Raw genomic sequence first — 16920 nt, forward strand, 5'->3', positions numbered from 1 at the left:
AAGCCCCCTAGCGCCGATGGTACTGCGGAGCAGTCCGTGGGAGAGCAGGACGTCGCTGACCAACGAGGGGCATTTGCGTGCCGGGAGGGCCCCGTCACCCGCGTGGTGGCGAGGCCCTCTTGTTTCGTGGCTCTTTGATTGCTTGTAGTCACGTCGTGTTGCATCGGCTACCGTTTTCGAGCCGATTCGACTCTCCCTTTCAAAGGACTGACTACAGTTATTCGGTTTGCGTCTATATGTTTCACTTTGAAATGCGTAGAGGCCCGGGCGATTTGCTCCGGGCCTCTATTTGTTTTGGCACAATGACTCGCCGAGTGTCTTACTGGATCTCGACTGACTCCCAGGATCCGTCCGCGTGCGGAACCTCTATCGACCTATATCCAGCGGCATATGCATAGCGGTAGGCCTCTTGGATGCCACAGCAGACATCGACGGCCCTATGGGCGTCAGAGCCGGTCGTGATGGTGACGCCGGCCTTGGCGAATCGGTGCAGGAGACCCGCGCTCGGGTAGTAGTTTGCCGTTGTCTTCCTGAGGCCAGCGGTTGAAACTTCGATCCTACGCCCGGTGTCATGGGCGCATTCGACCATTTGGTCCCAAAGGCGGGAGAGGTCGATCGTCGGCGCGAATCCATCGTTCGTGAATCGGGCGGCGAGGTCGGGGTGAGCCATGGTGTCGAATTCGAGGGGGCTCTCGCATGCCTTGCACCACATGTCGACGTAGCGTCGCCATACCTCATCAGCTCCGAGGTTCTCCCAGACGTGCTTGTCCTCGGCATAGTCGATCCATCCGGAGTCCGGGTAGATTTGGTTTGCCTGGGGCGTTCCCACGGTACCCGGCTGCCCGGCGGCTCCCGTAGCGATGTTGCCGGGGTTTCCGATGTAGTGCACGCTTCCGAGGCGGACGATGGCACCTTCGCTCCAGGTGCGCACGTATTCCTCGCAGCCGGGATACCAGTCGCATTCGAAGCCATAGATGAGTTCGAGTTCGGGCGCAATCTCACTTGCGAGGCCGCGTGCTGCCTCGAAGGCAGAACGGTGTTCGACGAGTCGTGCGAGGGGCACCTGCGTCTCGCACGACTCGTCCAGGCTTGCGGGGAGCGTCAGGTGGTCGGTGGAGACGAGGGCGCGGCAACCGGCGGCCGCTGCTGCCCGTACGTTCTCCTCGAAGGTTGACGTCCCGTCTGAGAACGACGTGTGGGTGTGGCAGTCGACGATTGGCGTGTCCACGGCTATCTACCGATCGCGAAGTTTCTTGGCGGTTACGAGTGCCTTGTAGAACAGACCGTGGAGGGGGACGTCACGATCCGGCGCCACCTCGGCGACCTGCTTGGTGAACTTGGTCTTGAACTCATTCAGGCCCATGAGCTTGGGCGAGAACTCGCTGCCAATCGCCATCATGTCGTAGTCGAGGCAGCCCTGGTTGGCGCCGAGGTCGCAGCACTCGAAGTAGACGAGCTTGTCGGTCACGTGCTGACGCATGGTCTCGTTGCGGCTGGCGCCGTAATAGCGCACGGCGCGGGTGCCGTTGATGGTGACGAGCGACCAGGTGACGACGCGGCCATCGAGCCTGCCGGCGTAGACGCGGCAGTGCTCGGGACCGAGGATGCGGATCATGTCCTCGTAGTCCGAGCAGGGCGCGGGCGTGAAGCCGTCGCGCTCGCCGGTCTCGCGCATGACGTCGTAATACTCCTCGAAGCTCTTGGAGGCGAGCTCGGTCTCGTCGGCGCAGGTGACGGGGCTCTCGCGAAGGGCCTTGCGAACGTCGCGGCGACCGCGCGGCTTCATGCGGGAGAGGATCTCCTCGTCTCCGCCGGTGACGTCGATCACGACGGTGTGGTCATAGGGGATGCCGGAGAGGACGGGCGTGGTCGAGGCGAGCTCGGCCTTGATGGAGATGCGCATGAACTTCTGGCGCTTGTCCTTCGCGCGGACGTGAGCGGCGAGGGCGTCGATTGCCTGGCCCTCGAGCTCCTCGCTGGGCTCCATGGCCCAGACAGGGGCGTGGTTGGAGCGTAGGTAGTGATAGCCGTGGGTCTCGTAATCGATCAGGCTCACGAGGGCGATTGTGCGGCCGTCCTGGGTGAGTTCGACGGCGCCCCAGGGGGTGCGCCCGTCGATAGTGGCCTGGTAGCCCGCCCAGACGGCGGTCTGCTCGATGGGAAGGTTGACCCCGAGCTCCGCGGCCTTTGTCTCGAGTTCCTCAACGGTGATGTCGTTGGCTTCGATCACGTGCGCTCCTGTGTCTCGTTCGTGCTGCGGCGTAGTTCGCATTGTTTCTGACCCTCAATTCTAGCCAGCTCGGGCTCAGCTGATGCGCGGGGAGGGAGGAACCACGGCGAAACCAGACGAGCCAGGCGTCGCCACCTGGGAACGTGTCGTGGAGAGGCGTGGATATTCGGTGGGTGGGACTGCATAACCAGCGTCTTACCTGCGCTACCTGCATTTATATTTGGTTGCCTAACATAAAGTTATCCTTGCGAGACACTCTGCTGGTCTTATAATCCCTTAGACCTTTAAGCACGGTACGGGATACCTGCAAGGCAAAACGGCCTGACTCGGCGTTGGACATGCCGGGTTTTCGCTGGGCCAAAGGGCGCGCGGCAGGCGTGCGCTCGTCTTGTGGGGACGCCCTCGGTCACGAGTCGGGCGCCTCTTTTTTTGTGCCTCGGCCTCGAGTCCGGGCGTCGTTTTCATACCGCGCGAACCCAAAAGAAAGGGGAACGCGTGAATCCACTGCTCGCAACTGATGCCCCCAAGGCGCTTCTCGCGCTCGAGGACGGCACCACCTTCGAGGGCCTTTCGGTGGGCGCCACTGGTGAGACCTTCGGTGAGCTCGTCTTCAACACGGCCATGTCGGGCTACCAGGAGGTCATCTCTGATCCGTCCTACGCGGGTCAGGTCGTGACCTTTACGTATCCCCAGATTGGCAACTATGGCGTCTGTCCCGAGGACATGCAGTCTGACGGCGTCGACCTCGCGGGCGTTGTCGTCTGCGATATGTGCCACACGCCCAATAACTGGCGGAGCATCGGATCGCTCCCCGACTTCCTCGCAGAGCACGGCATTGTTGGCATCGAGGGCGTTGACACGCGTGAGATCACGCTGCGTGTTCGCGATACCGGCACCATGCGCTGCGCGATCTCCACTGAGGACCTTGACCCGGCGAGCCTCGTTGCCCGCGTGAAGGCCGCGCCCTCCATCTCCGAGACCAACTGGGTTGCCAAGGTTTCCACCGCGGAGCCCTATGACGTCAACGCGCTCATCGACATCGACCATCCGCGCAAGCGCCTGCGCGTCACCGCTCTCGACTGCGGTGAGAAGTTCGGCATCCTGCGCGGCGTCGTAGGCGTGGGAATCGACATGCACGTCGTGCCCTGGGACACCCCGGCGGAGAAGATCCTCGCCGAGAACCCCGACGGTGTCTTCCTCTCCAACGGCCCCGGTGACCCGCGTGAGCTCCCGGAGCCCGCGCGCTGCGCTGAGGAGCTTCTGGGCAAGGTTCCCGTCTTCGGCATTTGCCTCGGCCACCAGATGATTTGCCAGGCGGCGGGCGCCCAGATCGAGAAGCTGCCCTATGGCCACCACGGTGGCAACCAGCCCGTCATGAACCTGCTCTCCGGCATGGTCGAGGTCACTGCCCAGAACCACAACTACGGCCTCGTGTTCTCGAGCCTCGGCGAGATCGATGTCGAACTCTCCGGTGGCAAGGAAGTCGTCGACGCCTGGAACGCCGCCAACACGCAGGACCTCCGCTTCTGGAGCGAGCGCCGCATCGCGCCCGTGGTGAATAACGAGCGCTTCGGTCGCATCCGTCTTACGCACGTGAACCTCAACGATGGCACGCCCGAGGGCATCCAATTCCTCGACATCCCAGCCTTCTCCGCCCAGTACCACCCCGAGGCCTCGCCCGGCCCGAAGGATGCGGCCTACATGTTTGAGGCTTTCCGCCGCCTCATTGAGGGCGACCCCAACTATCTTGCCATCGACGTCCGTGAGGGGAGGCGCTTCTAGTGCCGAAGCGTACTGACATTAAGAAGATCCTGGTCATCGGCTCTGGTCCGATCGTCATTGGCCAGGCGTGCGAGTTCGACTACTCCGGCACGCAGGCGTGCGAGAGCCTCAAGGCGCTCGGCTACGAGGTCGTCCTCGTGAACTCCAACCCGGCGACCATCATGACCGACCCGAACATCGCCGACCGCACCTATGTCGAGCCGATCACGACGGATGCCGTCGCAAAGATCATCGAGCGCGAGCGCCCCGATGCCCTCCTGCCCAACATGGGTGGCCAGACGGGCCTCAACTGCGCCATCGAGCTTGACGAGATGGGCGTGCTTTCCAAGTACGGCGTCGAGGTCATCGGCTGCAACACCGAGTCCATTCGCATCGGTGAGGACCGTAAGCTCTTCGCCGAGGCCATGGAGGACATCGGCCTGCACATCTGCAAGAGCGGCTTCGCCTACTCCGTGGCGGACGCCGAGCGTATCGTCGAGAACCTCGGCTTCCCCGTCATCATCCGTCCGAGCTTCACCCTCGGTGGCGCCGGCGGCGGCATCGCCTATGACATAGACGACCTGCGTCGCATCGTTGCCCAGGGTATCGACCTGTCGCCCGAGGGCGAGGTCCTGGTGGAGGAGTCCATCCAGGGCTGGAAGGAAATCGAGATGGAGGTCATGCGCGACTGCGCCGGCAACGGCATCGTGATCTGCTCCATCGAGAACCTCGACCCCATGGGCGTCCACACGGGCGACTCCATCACCGTCGCCCCGGCCCAGACCCTCTCTGACATGGAGCTCCAGCGCCTCCGCGACGCCTCGCTCGCGATTCTCGAGAAGGTCGGCGTCGCCACCGGTGGCTCCAACGTGCAGTTTGCCGTGAACCCCGAGGATGGCCGCATCATCGTCGTCGAGATGAACCCGCGCGTGAGCCGCTCCTCCGCACTTGCTTCCAAGGCCACAGGCTTCCCGATCGCCAAGGTCGCCGCTCGTCTCGCCGTGGGGCTCACGCTCGACGAGGTCAAGAACGACATCACGCAGGCCACGCCGGCTTGCTTCGAGCCCTCCATCGACTACTGCGTCGTCAAGGTCCCGCGTTTCGCCTTCGAGAAGTTCAAGGGCACGGATGAGACCCTCTCCACGCGTATGAAGGCCGTGGGCGAGGTCATGTCCATCGGCCGCACCTTCGAGGAAAGCTTCAACAAGGCCATGCGCTCGCTCGAGGTTGGCGAGAACATGCTCGGTGCGGACAACCCGGCGCTCTTCGACGTGCCTGACTTCCGCCAGCGCGTCTCGGTGCCCACCGCCCAGCGCATCTACTACGTCATCGAGGCGCTCCGTCGTGGCTGGGAGATTGACGATCTCTACGAGCTCACGGGCATCGATCCGTGGTTCCTCAGCCACCTGCGCAACCTCACGGACACCGAGAAGTGGCTTGCCGGCCACAAGCTCACTGAGATTTCCGGTCGCGACATGCGCTCCGTCAAGCAGATGGGCTTCTCGGACGAGCAGATCGCCCATTTCACTGGCTCGACCGAGCTCGAGGTTCGCACCTGGCGCAAGGCCAAGGGCATCGTTCCCGTCATCAAGACGGTCGACACCTGTGGCGGCGAGTTCCCGGCGCGCACGAGCTACCACTACAAGACCTACGAGTGGGGAGCCACGGAGCGTCGCGCCGCCGACAAGCCGCGTGCGATGATCCTCTCCGCCGGCCCGAACCGCATCGGTCAGGGCATCGAGTTCGACTACTGCTGCTGCCACGCTGCCTACGCCCTGCACGACAAGGGCTATGAGACGGTCATGGTCAACTGCAACCCGGAGACCGTCTCCACGGACTACGACACCTCCGATCGCCTCTACTTCGAGCCCCTGACGTTCGAGGACGTCATGGACATCGTCGACATCGAGCAGCCCGAGGGCGTCATCTGCACCCTCGGCGGCCAGACGCCGATCAACCTCGCTGCCCGCCTGAAGGCCGCCGGCGTGCCCATCATGGGTACCCAGCCCGACGCCCTCGACCTCGCCGAGGACCGCGAGCGCTTCAGCGCCCTGCTCGACGAGCTCGGCATCGCCTACCCGGTCTCCGGCGTCGCGGAGACCTATGAGGAGGCCGTCGAGGTCGCCCACCGCATCGGTTTCCCGCTGCTCGTCCGTCCCAGCTACGTGCTCGGCGGCCGTGGCATGGTCATCGCCTATGACGAGCGCCACCTCAAGAGCTACATGGAGGCCGCCACGCGCGTCTCCAAGGACCACCCGATCTACCTCGACTCCTTCCTCGACTCCGCCGTCGAGCTCGACGTCGACGCCCTCGCCGACGGCGAGGAGTGCTACGTGGGTAGCGTCCTCGAGCAGATCGAGGAGGCTGGCATCCACTCCGGCGACTCCGCCTGCTGCATGCCGCCGTACTCCCTGGCAGACTCGATGGTCGCCCAGATCCGCGAGACCACGCACAAGCTCGCGCTCGCCTGCCACGTCGTGGGCGCGCTGAACGTGCAGTACGCCGTCCACAACGGCCAGCTCTACGTCATCGAGCTCAACCCGCGCGCGAGCCGCACCGTGCCGTTCTCCTCGAAGTCGACTGGCGTGCCCCTGGCTCGCATGGCCGCCCTCATCATGGCCGGCGAGAAGATCCGCGACCTCAATCTCCCGGCCGAGGACCGCACCTTCGACTACTTCGCCTGCAAGGAGGCCGTGCTTCCGTTCGACCGCTTCCCCGGTGCGGACATGACGCTCGGCCCGGAGATGAAGTCGACGGGTGAGGTCATGGGCGTCGCCCCGACCTTCCCGGCCGCCTACGCGAAGACCCAGCTGGCCATCAGCTACGGTTTACCGACGAAGGGCTGCGTGTTCGTCTCCGTGCGCGACCGTGACAAGCGCGCCATCATCGGTGTTGCGCGCGACCTGGTGGGCATGGGCTTCACGCTCGTGGGCACCTCCGGTACCGCCAAGGCCCTGCGTGCCGCCGGCATCGAGTGCAAGACTGTCCGTCGTACGAGCGAGATGCGCCCGAACATCGGCACGATGATTTCTGGTGGTGACATCCAGCTCATCATCAACACGCCTGGCGGTCACGACACGCGCGATGACTTCTATGCGCTGCGCCAGATCGCCGTTCGCTATCGCGTCACCAACGTCACGACGCTTCCGGGTGCCCAGGCGATGGTCGAGGCCATCCGCACCGCGCGCGAGGGTAAGCTCGACGTCGTTGCCCTCCAGGACCTGTAAGGGGACCGAGGAGGTCTGACATAGCCTGATTCTGGGGGTCCGACCGGCAAGCGCCGTGCCGGACCCCTCTTGTATGTCCATTTCGCCGACGGTGTGCTCGACATATTTCGTCACTATTACGCATTGGGTGCCTTTTGGCGAACGTTTCCCCAAAAGGGCTATCCTATGGGACTACCGCGGAGGGGTCGCCACACAGGGGGAGACACCGCGCGTATACCCAGGGAGACCTCGCCCGGCGGGGCCAGAGAGACCGCAACGGTTTTAAGGAGCAAGATCATGGCAGTTGAGAAGAAGGATCTGGACTGGGGAAGCCTCGGCTTCGCCTATATGCAGACTGACTACAGCTATGAGGCCCACTGGAAGGACGGCGAGTGGGACGAGGGCGGCCTGACCTCCGACCACACGCTGCACGTCTCCGAGTGCGGCGGCATCTTCCACTACTGCCAGGAGGTCTTCGAGGGCCTCAAGGCCTACACCACCGAGAGCGGCGAGATCGTTTGCTTCCGTCCGGACCAGAACGCCCAGCGCATGTATGACTCCGCCCAGCGCCTCGAGATGCCGCCGTTCCCGAAGGACCGCTTCGTCGAGGCCGTCAAGGAGGTCGTCAAGGCCAATGCAGCTTGGGTCCCGCCGTTCGGCTCTGGCGCCACGCTGTACGTTCGCCCGTTCATGATCGGCTCTGGCGACGTCATCGGCGTTGCCCCCGCGCCCGAGTACACCTTCCGCATCCTCGTCACGCCGGTGGGCCCGTACTACAAGGGTGGCCTCAAGTCCGTCAAGCTTCGTGTTTCCGAGTACGACCGCGCCGCACCGCACGGTACCGGCAACATCAAGGCCGGCCTGAACTACGCCATGAGCCTGAAGCCCTCCGTCGAGGCCCACGCCACCGGCTATGCCGACAACCTTTATCTCGACTCCGAGTCTCGTACCTACGTCGAGGAGACCGGTGGCGCGAACGTCCTGTTCGTCGACGGTAACACCCTCGTGGTTCCCAAGAGCCACACGGACTCGATCCTGCCCTCCATCACCCGTCGCTCCCTCGTCCAGGTCGCTGAGGACCTCGGCATGACCGTGGACAACCGTCCCGTCGAGTGGGCCGAGGTCAAGAGCGGCAAGTTCTCCGAGTGCGGAATGTGCGGCACCGCTGCCGTTATCTCCCCGGTGGGCGAGATCGACAACAAGGTCTATGGCGCGGATGAGACCGTCGTCTTCCCGGCTGGCCAGACCGAGATTGGCCCCGTCATGAAGAAGCTCCGCGAGACGCTGACCGGCATCCAGTCCGGCGCCGTCGAGGACAAGCACAACTGGGTCTTCAAGATCTGCTAATGCATGCTGCATAGATGGTTGCCTGCGGCCCCACCGACTCTCCGGTGGGGCCGTTTTTTGTGAGGATACGCGTCGCGTCACCCCGTAGCGTCAGTAATACGCGCGGTTACTAAATGTGAAGAAACAATGAAGATACATTTGGAATAATGTTTAGAATATGCAAATAGCGCAAATAAATATACACATACAACAGAGGTAAACTTCACAACTCGCATGAATTGTGAAGAAACATCATGAATATAATTCGGTAAACGGTAATAGCAGATAGCAGAATAACAGCGTAAATACTTTTCGTACACCGTTTATCGGCATGCGCTTGACTGTGGAGAACCTGACGCCGATATTGTGGAGGAACTTCAGGAGGGAATTAGAAAAGATGCACTAATCCCTAGTATGCAAAAGGAGGCAACGGGGATGTTCTCCAAGGATGCAGACTTTCCGCGCGTGACCGTGATTCTGCGTGGATACAGCTACGAGCAGTGCCACTGCGTGGTCGAGCAGCTCGTGGGCACCCGTCTGGGCGCGGTTGAGGTAGCGATGAACACCGAGGGCGCAGCTGAGACCATCGCCAAGCTCGTGAACGAGTTTGGCAGCGAGGTAAAGATCGGCGCCGGCACCGTGACCACCGTCGAGCGTGCAAAGGCCGCTGCTGCTGCGGGCTCGGCCTTCATGCTCTCTCCGGTCTGCTTCACGCCGGAGATCTTTACCATCGCGAAGGACGCCGGTGCCGTTTGTGTCCCGGCTGCCTTCTCGCCGACGGAGGTCTTCACGATGTTCGAGCAGGGGGCTGACATCGTGAAGATCTTCCCGGCCGCGCGTCTTGGTGCTAAGTACCTTTCCGATATCCAGGCGCCCCTCAACTGGATGCCACTCATGGTCGTTGGCGGCGTCAATGGTGGCAACGTGCAGGAGTTCTTCGATGCCGGCGCCACCTATGCGGGTATTGGTTCGGGCATTTTCGAGAAGTCGGACATCATCGCGATGAATGCCGACAAGCTCGCTGAGCAGGTTAAGTCTTTCGAGAATAGCGTTAGGTGGTAGGGGATGGCAGTGCCCAAGTTCGACGAATCGCTCGTTGCTTTTATTGATGATGCCGAGACTCCGGCTGATGTCGAGTCGAAGCTTGCTCAGGTTCTTCTGGATCATGGCTACGTCAAGGATTCCTTTGCTCCTGCGCTCCTTTCGCGCGAAGAGGAGTATCCCACGGCTCTCGAGCTTGGTGCTCACAACGTCGCAATCCCGCACACGGAGGCCGAGCACACGATCGAAGGCTCCATTTGCGTGGGCGTTCTTCGTAATGCAGTGAACTGGCGTCGCATGGATGACTCGGATGAAAGCTGCGATGTTGAGCTCGTCGTGATGCTTGCCCTGAGCGACCCTCATGGTCATCTCGAGATGCTTCAGAAGGTCATCGCTTTTGTTCAGGATCAGGAACTTGTTGAGAAGGTCCTTGCTGCTAAGACTGCGGAAGAGGTCGTCTCTCTCGCGGGTCCGCATCTCGTCTAAGTGGGTTTCAGCCCGGGCGGCGTAGGTCGACCGGACTCGATAGCAAACGCTTCATAGCCAATTGAAAGGGAGAGGAAGTAATGGAAAAGAAGACCGTCATCGTCTGCTGTGCTTCTTCCATGATCACGTCGACTGTCGCGGTGAACAAGGTCAAGGAGATCGCCAAGAACGCTGGCTGCCCTGAGCCTCGCATCATCCAGTGCAAGTTCTCCGAGGTGGAGGGCAACATTGCCACGAATCACGTGGACATCGTTGTTCCCACGGGCAAGCTCAAGGGCATCGACACCGGCGACGCAACCGTTATTCAGGCCACCGCTTTTGTCACTGGCATTGGCGAGGCTGCAGTTTGCGACAAGATCGCCGAGGCCCTCAAGGCCTAGGGCTCTTGCCGTTTGGTTTCAAGACCGCACATTAAGGAGATAGCAAATGGAGATCGTTGTTCAGTTGCTTCAAGCACTCGCCTCTCTGGGCGCCATGTGCATGATGCCGATTATCATCCTGGTTCTCGGCCTCATCTTCCGTGTCAAGATGAACGTTCTTCTCAAGTCTGCCCTGATGGTGGGCATTGGTTTCGCTGGCGTCAACATCGTTATTAATTGGTTTGTTTCTCAGGTGAGTCCCTCTGTTACCCAGATGGTTGCCAACTGGGGCATCCAGACTTCGATTATGGATGTGGGCTGGCCGGCTCGCGCCGCTGCCACTTGGGCTAACCCCCTTGCCGCCGTTATCGTCTTCGTCGTTCTTGGTGTGAACGTGCTCATGCTCGTCACCAAGCAGACCCGCACCGTCATGGTTGATTTCTGGTCCTATAACCACTTCATCTTCACGGGTGCCCTGGTCTGGGTCGTTACCGGCAACCTCTGGGCTCCGCTTCTTGCTGCCGCTCTCGACGCTGCCATTACCTTCAAGCTCGCTGACTGGACTACGCCTGTGGTTGAGGATTACTTCGAGCTCGAGGGCGTCAACTTCCCGACCTCCAACTCCGTTATCTGGGCTCCGGTTGCCTATCTGCTCAACAAGGTTTGGGATGTCATCCCCGGCCTCAACAAGCTCGATATGTCCCCCAAGGGCGTTCAGGATAAGTTCGGCTTCGTTGGCGAGCCTATGTTCATGGGCTTCCTGATCGGTGCGGCCATCGCACTTCTTGCTGGCGACAATTTCCAGAACATCATGATTGTTGCCATCTCCACCTCTGCGACGATGGTCCTCACCCCGAAGATGATGCAGATTCTGATGGAGGGTCTCCTTCCCTTCGCCAATGCCGTGAAGGATACCCTTTCCAAGAAGTTCCCGGATGCCAACTTCACGATGGGCATCGACGCCGCGCTCACCGTTGCGAACGAGTCTGCCATCACCGTGGGCATCATCATGGTTCCCATCACGCTGGTCCTGGCTGCCGTCCTGCCTGGCAACAAGCTGCTCCCGATCTCCGATATTGCCTATCAGGCTATGTGGCTCGCTGCTTGGCCCGTTGCCTTTGGCAAGGGCAACATTGTCCGCGGTCTTCTTTCTACGACCATCATTACCTGCCTGGTCCTGTGGATGGCTACCGCCATGGCTCCGATGCACACCGAGCTCGCTCTTGCTGGCGGCTTCACCCTCCCGCAGGGTATGGCTCTCATCTCTACCGAGGATGCCGGTGAGCACCTCATTGGCTTCATCATGATGAGCCTCGCAAAGTTCCTGCCTTAGCGCGGACTGGCTTTAGCCCGGGGTCGCATGTGGCCCCGGGCCCCTCGACGTTTATTTCAAAGCTGCTTTCTATTCAAGGGAATTCGCCAATGAAGATTACCGATGTCATCATGTACGAAATCAAGCCGCGCTGGATTTTCGCACGTGTCCTTACTGACGAGGGCATCGAGGGCTGGGGCGAGATGATTTCTGGCACCAAGACCGAGACGGTCATGGCTGGTGCCAAGGAGCTTGCTCAGCGTATCATCGGCCGTAATCCATTTGAGATAGAGCGCATCTGGCAGGAGCTACATCGTTCCTTCTTCCGTGGGGGTCCCATCAACGGGACTATCATTTCTGGTCTTGAGATGGCCCTTTGGGATATCAAGGGCAAAGCCTTCGGTGTGCCCGTCTACGAGCTTCTAGGTGGTGCGGCTCGTGACCGCATTCGCGTTTACTCTTGGATTGGCGGAGATCGTCCCAGCGATGTTGCCTCTCAGGCAAAAGATCGCCTCGAGCGCGGTTTCTCTGCCGTGAAGATGAATGCCACCGAGGAGCTTCATTACATCGATTCATACAAGAAGGTCCAGGCGGTCGTTGATCGAGTCTCGTCTATCAGGGACGCCTGCGGAGACGACATCGAGATCGGCATTGATTTCCATGGACGCGTGCACAAGCCTATGGCTAAGGTGCTCGCCAAGGCTGTCGAGCCTTTCCATCCGATGTTCCTCGAAGAGGTTGTGCTTCCCGAGAACTGGGAGGCGTTTGACCAGATTGCTCGTGAGGTAGCCGTGCCCCTTTCCACGGGCGAGCGCCTCTATAGCCGCTGGGAGTTCAAGAGGCTCTTCCAGCAGGGTTGCGTCGATATCATTCAGCCCGATGTTGCCATGTGTGGTGGCATTCTCGAGACTCGGAAGATTTGCGCGATGGCGGAAGCCTACGATATGGCCGCTGCTCCGCATGCTCCCTACGGTCCCATCGCGCTCGCGGCGACGTTGCAGGTTGACGCTTGCACGCCGAATGTCTTCATCCAGGAACAGAGCTTTGGCATTCACTACAACCAGGGCTTTGACCTTCTTGACTTCATTAAGAACAAGGAGATTTTCCAGTTCGAAAATGGCTATCTTGCGCTTCCGGGTAAGCCTGGTCTTGGCCTCGAGATGGACGTCGATAAGATCGAACGAATTGCGGCAGAGGGTCTGAAGTGGTCTAACCCCAGCTGGAAGAATTACGACGGCACCATTGCCGAGTGGTAGGGGAGCGTTATGACTGCTGAGGTCAATACGGTTCTTGGGCCGGTTAAGGCTGATGAACTTGGAATTACATATATCCACGAGCATCTCTATGTGAAGCCCAACGAGCTTCCCGAGTTTTATCCGTATACGCTTGATAACGTCGAAAAGTCGATCGAAGAAGCCAAGGCTTTTAAGGCTGCTGGCGGCTCTACGATGGTTGAGATGTCTCCGCTCAATTTTGGCCGTAACGCAGAGGTTTTGCGCACTATCTCTGAAGAATCGGGCGTTAACGTTGTCTGCATCACGGGGTTTCACAAACAAGCTCATCTGCCGCAATGGTTCTTTGAGCTTGATGACAAGGCTGTTTCTCATGTTGTGATTGATGAGATTGAGGATGGCATTGGCTATTCGCACGTGAAGCCGGGTGCCATCAAGATAGGAACCAGCCTTAATGCCGTGACGGATGCTGAGAAGCGTGCCATTGCGCTTTGCGGAGCTATTGCGCGCGATTTCTCGCTGCCTGTTATCACGCATTGCGACAAGGGCACGATGGGCCTTGAGCAAATCGACCTTCTCAAGCGCGCGGGTGTCGCTCCTGAGAGAGTTTGCCTTTCCCATGTCGACCTTACGCTGGACGTCGATTACCTCAAGCGTATTTGTGCTACGGGTGCTTTTATCAGCTTCGACCACGTTGGTCGTGACCTTGATGATCATGACGCTGCTCGTGTTGCGATGCTGGCGGACCTCGTTAAGGCGGGGTTTGGCGACAAGGTCTGTCTTGCCGGGGATATGGGCAAGAAGGATTACTTCCGTTCTTACGGAGGTAAACCTGGCTTGGATTATATCCTCACAGATTTCAAGAAGTATGTGCTTGAGGCCATTTCCGAGGCTGATTACCAGCGCATGCTCGTTGACAATCCCGGGCGCGTTCTCGCCGGTTGCCACTAGTTACGTCACATAGCTTCATAGTCTAATTACGAGAGGGTTTACTTACATGCTTCGCAAGATTGACCAGCTTGAACCGTTTCAGCGCGCCATCTCCAAGGCACACCTTGCCGCTGCCGGTATCTCCATCGATTCGCTTGAGAACCCGGACAAGCCGCTAATCGCCATCGCTAACAGCTGGAACGAGGTCTGCCCGGGCCATGAGCCGCTCAGGCAGCTTGCTGCCGAGGTCAAGAAGGGCATCCTCGAGGCGGGTGGCGAGCCCATCGAGTTCAACACCATCGGCATGTGCGATGGCGTTGCCCAGGGTCACGCGGGCATGCGCTACTGTCTGCCTCACCGCGAGGTCATCGCGGATTCCTGCGAGGCCATGATCGTGGGCGAGGGCTGCTTCGATGGTGTTGTCTACATGGGCTCTTGCGACAAGATCATTCCCGCCATGCTCATGGCTGCCGCTCGCATCGACCTGCCCTCCGCCCTCGTGACGGCTGGCCCCTGCTATGACGAGATCAAGCCCTCCGAGTCCAAGGCCCTCCGTGCGCGCTTCCTTCGCGGCGAGGCTACGGAGCGCGAGGTCATCGAGGGCACGCTCAAGTACTACACCGGCCCCGGCATCTGTCCGTTCCTCGGCACCGCCAACACCATGGGCTGCCTCACCGAGGGCCTCGGCATGATGCTACCCATGGGCGCTCTCTGGCCGAGCTCCACGAGCCAGCGTCGCTTCTCGGCGCGCCAGACCGGTGCTGCCGTCGTTGACCTTGTCCGCCACGACATCAAGCCGAGCGACATCATGACGCAGGCGGCGATCGACAACGCGGTCAAGCTCCTTGCTTCCGTCGGCGGTTCGCTCAACGCTCTCATCCACCTGCCCGCGCTCGCTCACGAGCTTGGTCTCGAGTGCACCTGGGCCCAGGTTGCGGAGACTACGTCGCACACGCCGGTTGTCTGCAATGTCGTGCCCAACGGCGATATCTCCTGCGTCAACCTTTACAAGGCAGGCGGCGTCCCCGCGGTTCTCAAGACCATCGAGGGCGACCTGGACACCACGGTCATGACCGTGACGGGCAAGACCCTCGGCGAGAACCTCTCCGGCAAGATCGACATCGACCGTTCCGTGATTCGCACGCAGGACGATCCCGCCTCTGTCGCCAACGGCATCCAGGTGCTCTATGGCAACCTCGCTCCTGAGGGCGCGCTTGTGAAGACGAGTGCCGTGCCCGCTGACCAGCACGTCTGGAGTGGCCCCGCCATGGTGTTCAACTCTGAGGACGAGGCCTTTGTTGCCTACAACGAGGGCCGCATTGTCGCGGGCACTGGCGTTGTGATCCGTTACGAGGGCCCCAAGGGCGGTCCCGGTATGAAGGAACTCCACCGCGTGACGGAGATCATGAAGGGCATCCCGAACTCCGCCGTCATTACGGATGGTCGCTTCTCCGGTGCGTCTGGCGGCCTCTCTGTTGGCTACCTTTGCCCGGAAGCTCTCGATGGCGCGCCTATCGCTCTCATCGAGGACGGGGATATCCTCCGCGTCGACCTCACGAAGAACCTCATCGAGGTCGAGGTCTCCGAGGATGAATTTGCTCGTCGAAAGCAGGATTGGAAGCCGGTCATCCACGAGAACGGTGGTAACCTGCTCGCGAGGTACGCAAAGCAGGTCGGCTCCGCAAAGACGGGTGCTGTGCTCGCATAACGTAATTAACTAGGCGGCCTGGGTTTTCCCGGGCCGCTGACTTCTCATCTACTAGACTGTCCCTAGCCAAATCATCGTCGAGGAACCTTCATGCTCGCTGCCAAATCTCACCTCAAAGTCTTCTCCTGTGCCGCCTCCTTTGGTGTCTTCACCAAGGAGCCGCTGGAGCGCTTGGAGGCCGCCGGATGCGAGGTCTGGGTCAACCCGACGGGCCGTGTCCTCACGAAGGCGGAGATTCTCGAGCATGCGTACGATGCGGACGTCGCCATCGTGGGTAACGACGACTTCAACGGCGACGTCATCCGCAGACTGCCCAACCTCAAGCTTATCGCGCGCCATGGCTCTGGCGTGAACAACATCGATTTCTCCGAGGCCAAGCACCGCGGGATTGTCGTGACGAACACCCCGGACGCCAACATTGAGGAGACCGCGGACCTCACCTTTGGCCTCATCCTTGACCTCGAGCGGCATCTCTCGCAGATGAATGCCGAGCTCAAGGATGGTATCTGGCGCAAGCGCGCGGGACACAGCCTCTATGGCAAGACCATCGGCATCATCGGCGTTGGCCGCATCGGCCAGGCCGTCGCGCGAAGGGCAATGGGCTTTGGCCTCGATATCCTTGGTAATGACATCAACCCGGATGAGTCTGCGGCGAGGTCTGGCCTCATCTTTACGAGCCTCAATGACCTTCTCAAGCGAAGCGACATCGTGACCATTCACACGCCGCTTACCCAGGCGACGGAGAACCTCATTGGCGCCAAGGAGCTTCGCATGATGAAGGACGACGCCATCCTCATCAACACGTCGCGTGACGGCATCGTTCGCCACTCGGCGCTCACGAAGGCCCTTACGGAAGGCAGGCTCTACGGTTACGCCTCTGACGTGCATGCGGGTGAGCCGCCCAAGCACTCACCGCTATTCGATCTTCCCAACGTCATCGTGACGCCGCACGCGGGTTCCGCTACGTACGAGGCCAACTACCGCATGGGCATGGCCGTAGCCGATAACGTCATTGCCTTCATGGATGGCTGCGTGCCGCCCAACGTCGTCACGTCACTCGGCCAGTTCTATAGCCGGTGACGGGACTGCGATGTTGTGGGGCGTTTAAACGCGTAGCGGGGCGACAGCCGTTGTGCTGCCGCCCCGCTTGGGTTTGCGCGCGGGCGTGTCATCCGGGCGTGTGCCTCGCGCGCCGATGCGATTGCTCCGTGCTCGCGGCTAGGTGTTATGTGCCAATAGGTTGTTTACACCCGGGTGGTGACAAATAGGGAGGCCTCCCGCATGCTGTGAGTTGTCTAGGCGCACAGCGAGGAGGGGCCTCCCATGTCC

The 16920-nt window shown here is 60.6% G+C and carries 13 protein-coding genes; 11 read left to right on the forward strand and 2 right to left on the reverse strand.

Annotated elements, in window-relative coordinates; translation table 11 throughout:
• Positions 1–319: 319 nt before the first annotated feature.
• On the reverse strand, positions 320–1228 hold the full coding sequence (locus ACTQ1Z_RS08315) for a PHP domain-containing protein (RefSeq protein WP_441860187.1): 909 nt from the start codon (positions 1226–1228) through the stop codon (positions 320–322).
• A gap of 6 nt (positions 1229–1234) precedes the next feature.
• Positions 1235–2230 carry a lipid II:glycine glycyltransferase FemX gene (locus ACTQ1Z_RS08320; RefSeq protein ID WP_441860188.1) on the reverse strand — a complete coding sequence of 332 codons (996 nt, stop codon included), beginning with the start codon at positions 2228–2230 and terminating at the stop codon, positions 1235–1237.
• Between the two features lie 495 nt (positions 2231–2725).
• On the opposite strand from ACTQ1Z_RS08320, the gene carA reads away from it, so the two are divergent.
• The 11 genes from carA (at position 2726) to ACTQ1Z_RS08375 (ending at position 16671) form a co-directional block, all read left to right on the forward strand.
• On the forward strand, positions 2726–4012 hold the full coding sequence (gene carA, locus ACTQ1Z_RS08325; RefSeq protein ID WP_441860189.1) for a glutamine-hydrolyzing carbamoyl-phosphate synthase small subunit: 1287 nt from the start codon (positions 2726–2728) through the stop codon (positions 4010–4012).
• Positions 4012–7218 carry a carbamoyl-phosphate synthase large subunit gene (gene carB / locus ACTQ1Z_RS08330; RefSeq protein ID WP_441860191.1) on the forward strand — a complete coding sequence of 1069 codons (3207 nt, stop codon included), beginning with the start codon at positions 4012–4014 and terminating at the stop codon, positions 7216–7218. The genes carA and carB overlap by 1 nt, the downstream gene beginning before the upstream one ends.
• A gap of 276 nt (positions 7219–7494) precedes the next feature.
• Entirely contained in the window at positions 7495–8544 is a 1050-nt protein-coding gene (locus tag ACTQ1Z_RS08335; RefSeq protein ID WP_441860192.1) for a branched-chain amino acid aminotransferase, read from the forward strand.
• Positions 8545–8958: 414 nt separating this feature from the next.
• Positions 8959–9585: a bifunctional 4-hydroxy-2-oxoglutarate aldolase/2-dehydro-3-deoxy-phosphogluconate aldolase gene (locus ACTQ1Z_RS08340; protein WP_441860194.1), complete on the forward strand. Its 627-nt coding sequence runs from the start codon at positions 8959–8961 to the stop codon at positions 9583–9585.
• Positions 9586–9588: 3 nt separating this feature from the next.
• A complete protein-coding gene (locus tag ACTQ1Z_RS08345; protein ID WP_441860196.1) occupies positions 9589–10050 on the forward strand; it encodes a PTS sugar transporter subunit IIA in 462 nt (153 codons plus the stop codon).
• Positions 10051–10130: 80 nt separating this feature from the next.
• Entirely contained in the window at positions 10131–10430 is a 300-nt protein-coding gene (locus ACTQ1Z_RS08350) for a PTS lactose transporter subunit IIB (RefSeq protein ID WP_441860197.1), read from the forward strand.
• 46 nt (positions 10431–10476) lie between these two features.
• A complete protein-coding gene (locus tag ACTQ1Z_RS08355; protein ID WP_441860199.1) occupies positions 10477–11742 on the forward strand; it encodes a PTS galactitol transporter subunit IIC in 1266 nt (421 codons plus the stop codon).
• Between the two features lie 89 nt (positions 11743–11831).
• The gene (gene dgoD / locus ACTQ1Z_RS08360) at positions 11832–12977 is read left to right on the forward strand and encodes a galactonate dehydratase (RefSeq protein WP_441860201.1); all 1146 of its coding nucleotides are present in this window, start codon (positions 11832–11834) and stop codon (positions 12975–12977) included.
• A gap of 9 nt (positions 12978–12986) precedes the next feature.
• On the forward strand, positions 12987–13904 hold the full coding sequence (locus tag ACTQ1Z_RS08365) for a phosphotriesterase family protein (protein WP_441860203.1): 918 nt from the start codon (positions 12987–12989) through the stop codon (positions 13902–13904).
• Between the two features lie 46 nt (positions 13905–13950).
• Positions 13951–15591: a dihydroxy-acid dehydratase gene (ilvD, locus tag ACTQ1Z_RS08370; protein WP_441860205.1), complete on the forward strand. Its 1641-nt coding sequence runs from the start codon at positions 13951–13953 to the stop codon at positions 15589–15591.
• A gap of 90 nt (positions 15592–15681) precedes the next feature.
• Entirely contained in the window at positions 15682–16671 is a 990-nt protein-coding gene (locus ACTQ1Z_RS08375) for a phosphoglycerate dehydrogenase (protein ID WP_441860207.1), read from the forward strand.
• Positions 16672–16920 lie beyond the last annotated feature (249 nt).

The sequence above is a fragment of the Parolsenella sp. LCP21S3_E11 genome, assembly GCF_052118165.1.
In the GTDB taxonomy this organism is placed as follows: domain Bacteria; phylum Actinomycetota; class Coriobacteriia; order Coriobacteriales; family Atopobiaceae; genus Parolsenella.

Coding starts and splice junctions, on each gene's coding strand:
- ilvD (WP_441860205.1), top strand. CDS start 13,951: ATGCTTCGCAAGATTGACCAGCTTGAACCGTTTCAGCGCGCCATCTCC.
- ACTQ1Z_RS08340 (WP_441860194.1), top strand. CDS start 8,959: ATGTTCTCCAAGGATGCAGACTTTCCGCGCGTGACCGTGATTCTGCGT.
- dgoD (WP_441860201.1), top strand. CDS start 11,832: ATGAAGATTACCGATGTCATCATGTACGAAATCAAGCCGCGCTGGATT.
- ACTQ1Z_RS08345 (WP_441860196.1), top strand. CDS start 9,589: ATGGCAGTGCCCAAGTTCGACGAATCGCTCGTTGCTTTTATTGATGAT.
- ACTQ1Z_RS08350 (WP_441860197.1), top strand. CDS start 10,131: ATGGAAAAGAAGACCGTCATCGTCTGCTGTGCTTCTTCCATGATCACG.
- ACTQ1Z_RS08335 (WP_441860192.1), top strand. CDS start 7,495: ATGGCAGTTGAGAAGAAGGATCTGGACTGGGGAAGCCTCGGCTTCGCC.
- ACTQ1Z_RS08365 (WP_441860203.1), top strand. CDS start 12,987: ATGACTGCTGAGGTCAATACGGTTCTTGGGCCGGTTAAGGCTGATGAA.
- ACTQ1Z_RS08375 (WP_441860207.1), top strand. CDS start 15,682: ATGCTCGCTGCCAAATCTCACCTCAAAGTCTTCTCCTGTGCCGCCTCC.
- ACTQ1Z_RS08355 (WP_441860199.1), top strand. CDS start 10,477: ATGGAGATCGTTGTTCAGTTGCTTCAAGCACTCGCCTCTCTGGGCGCC.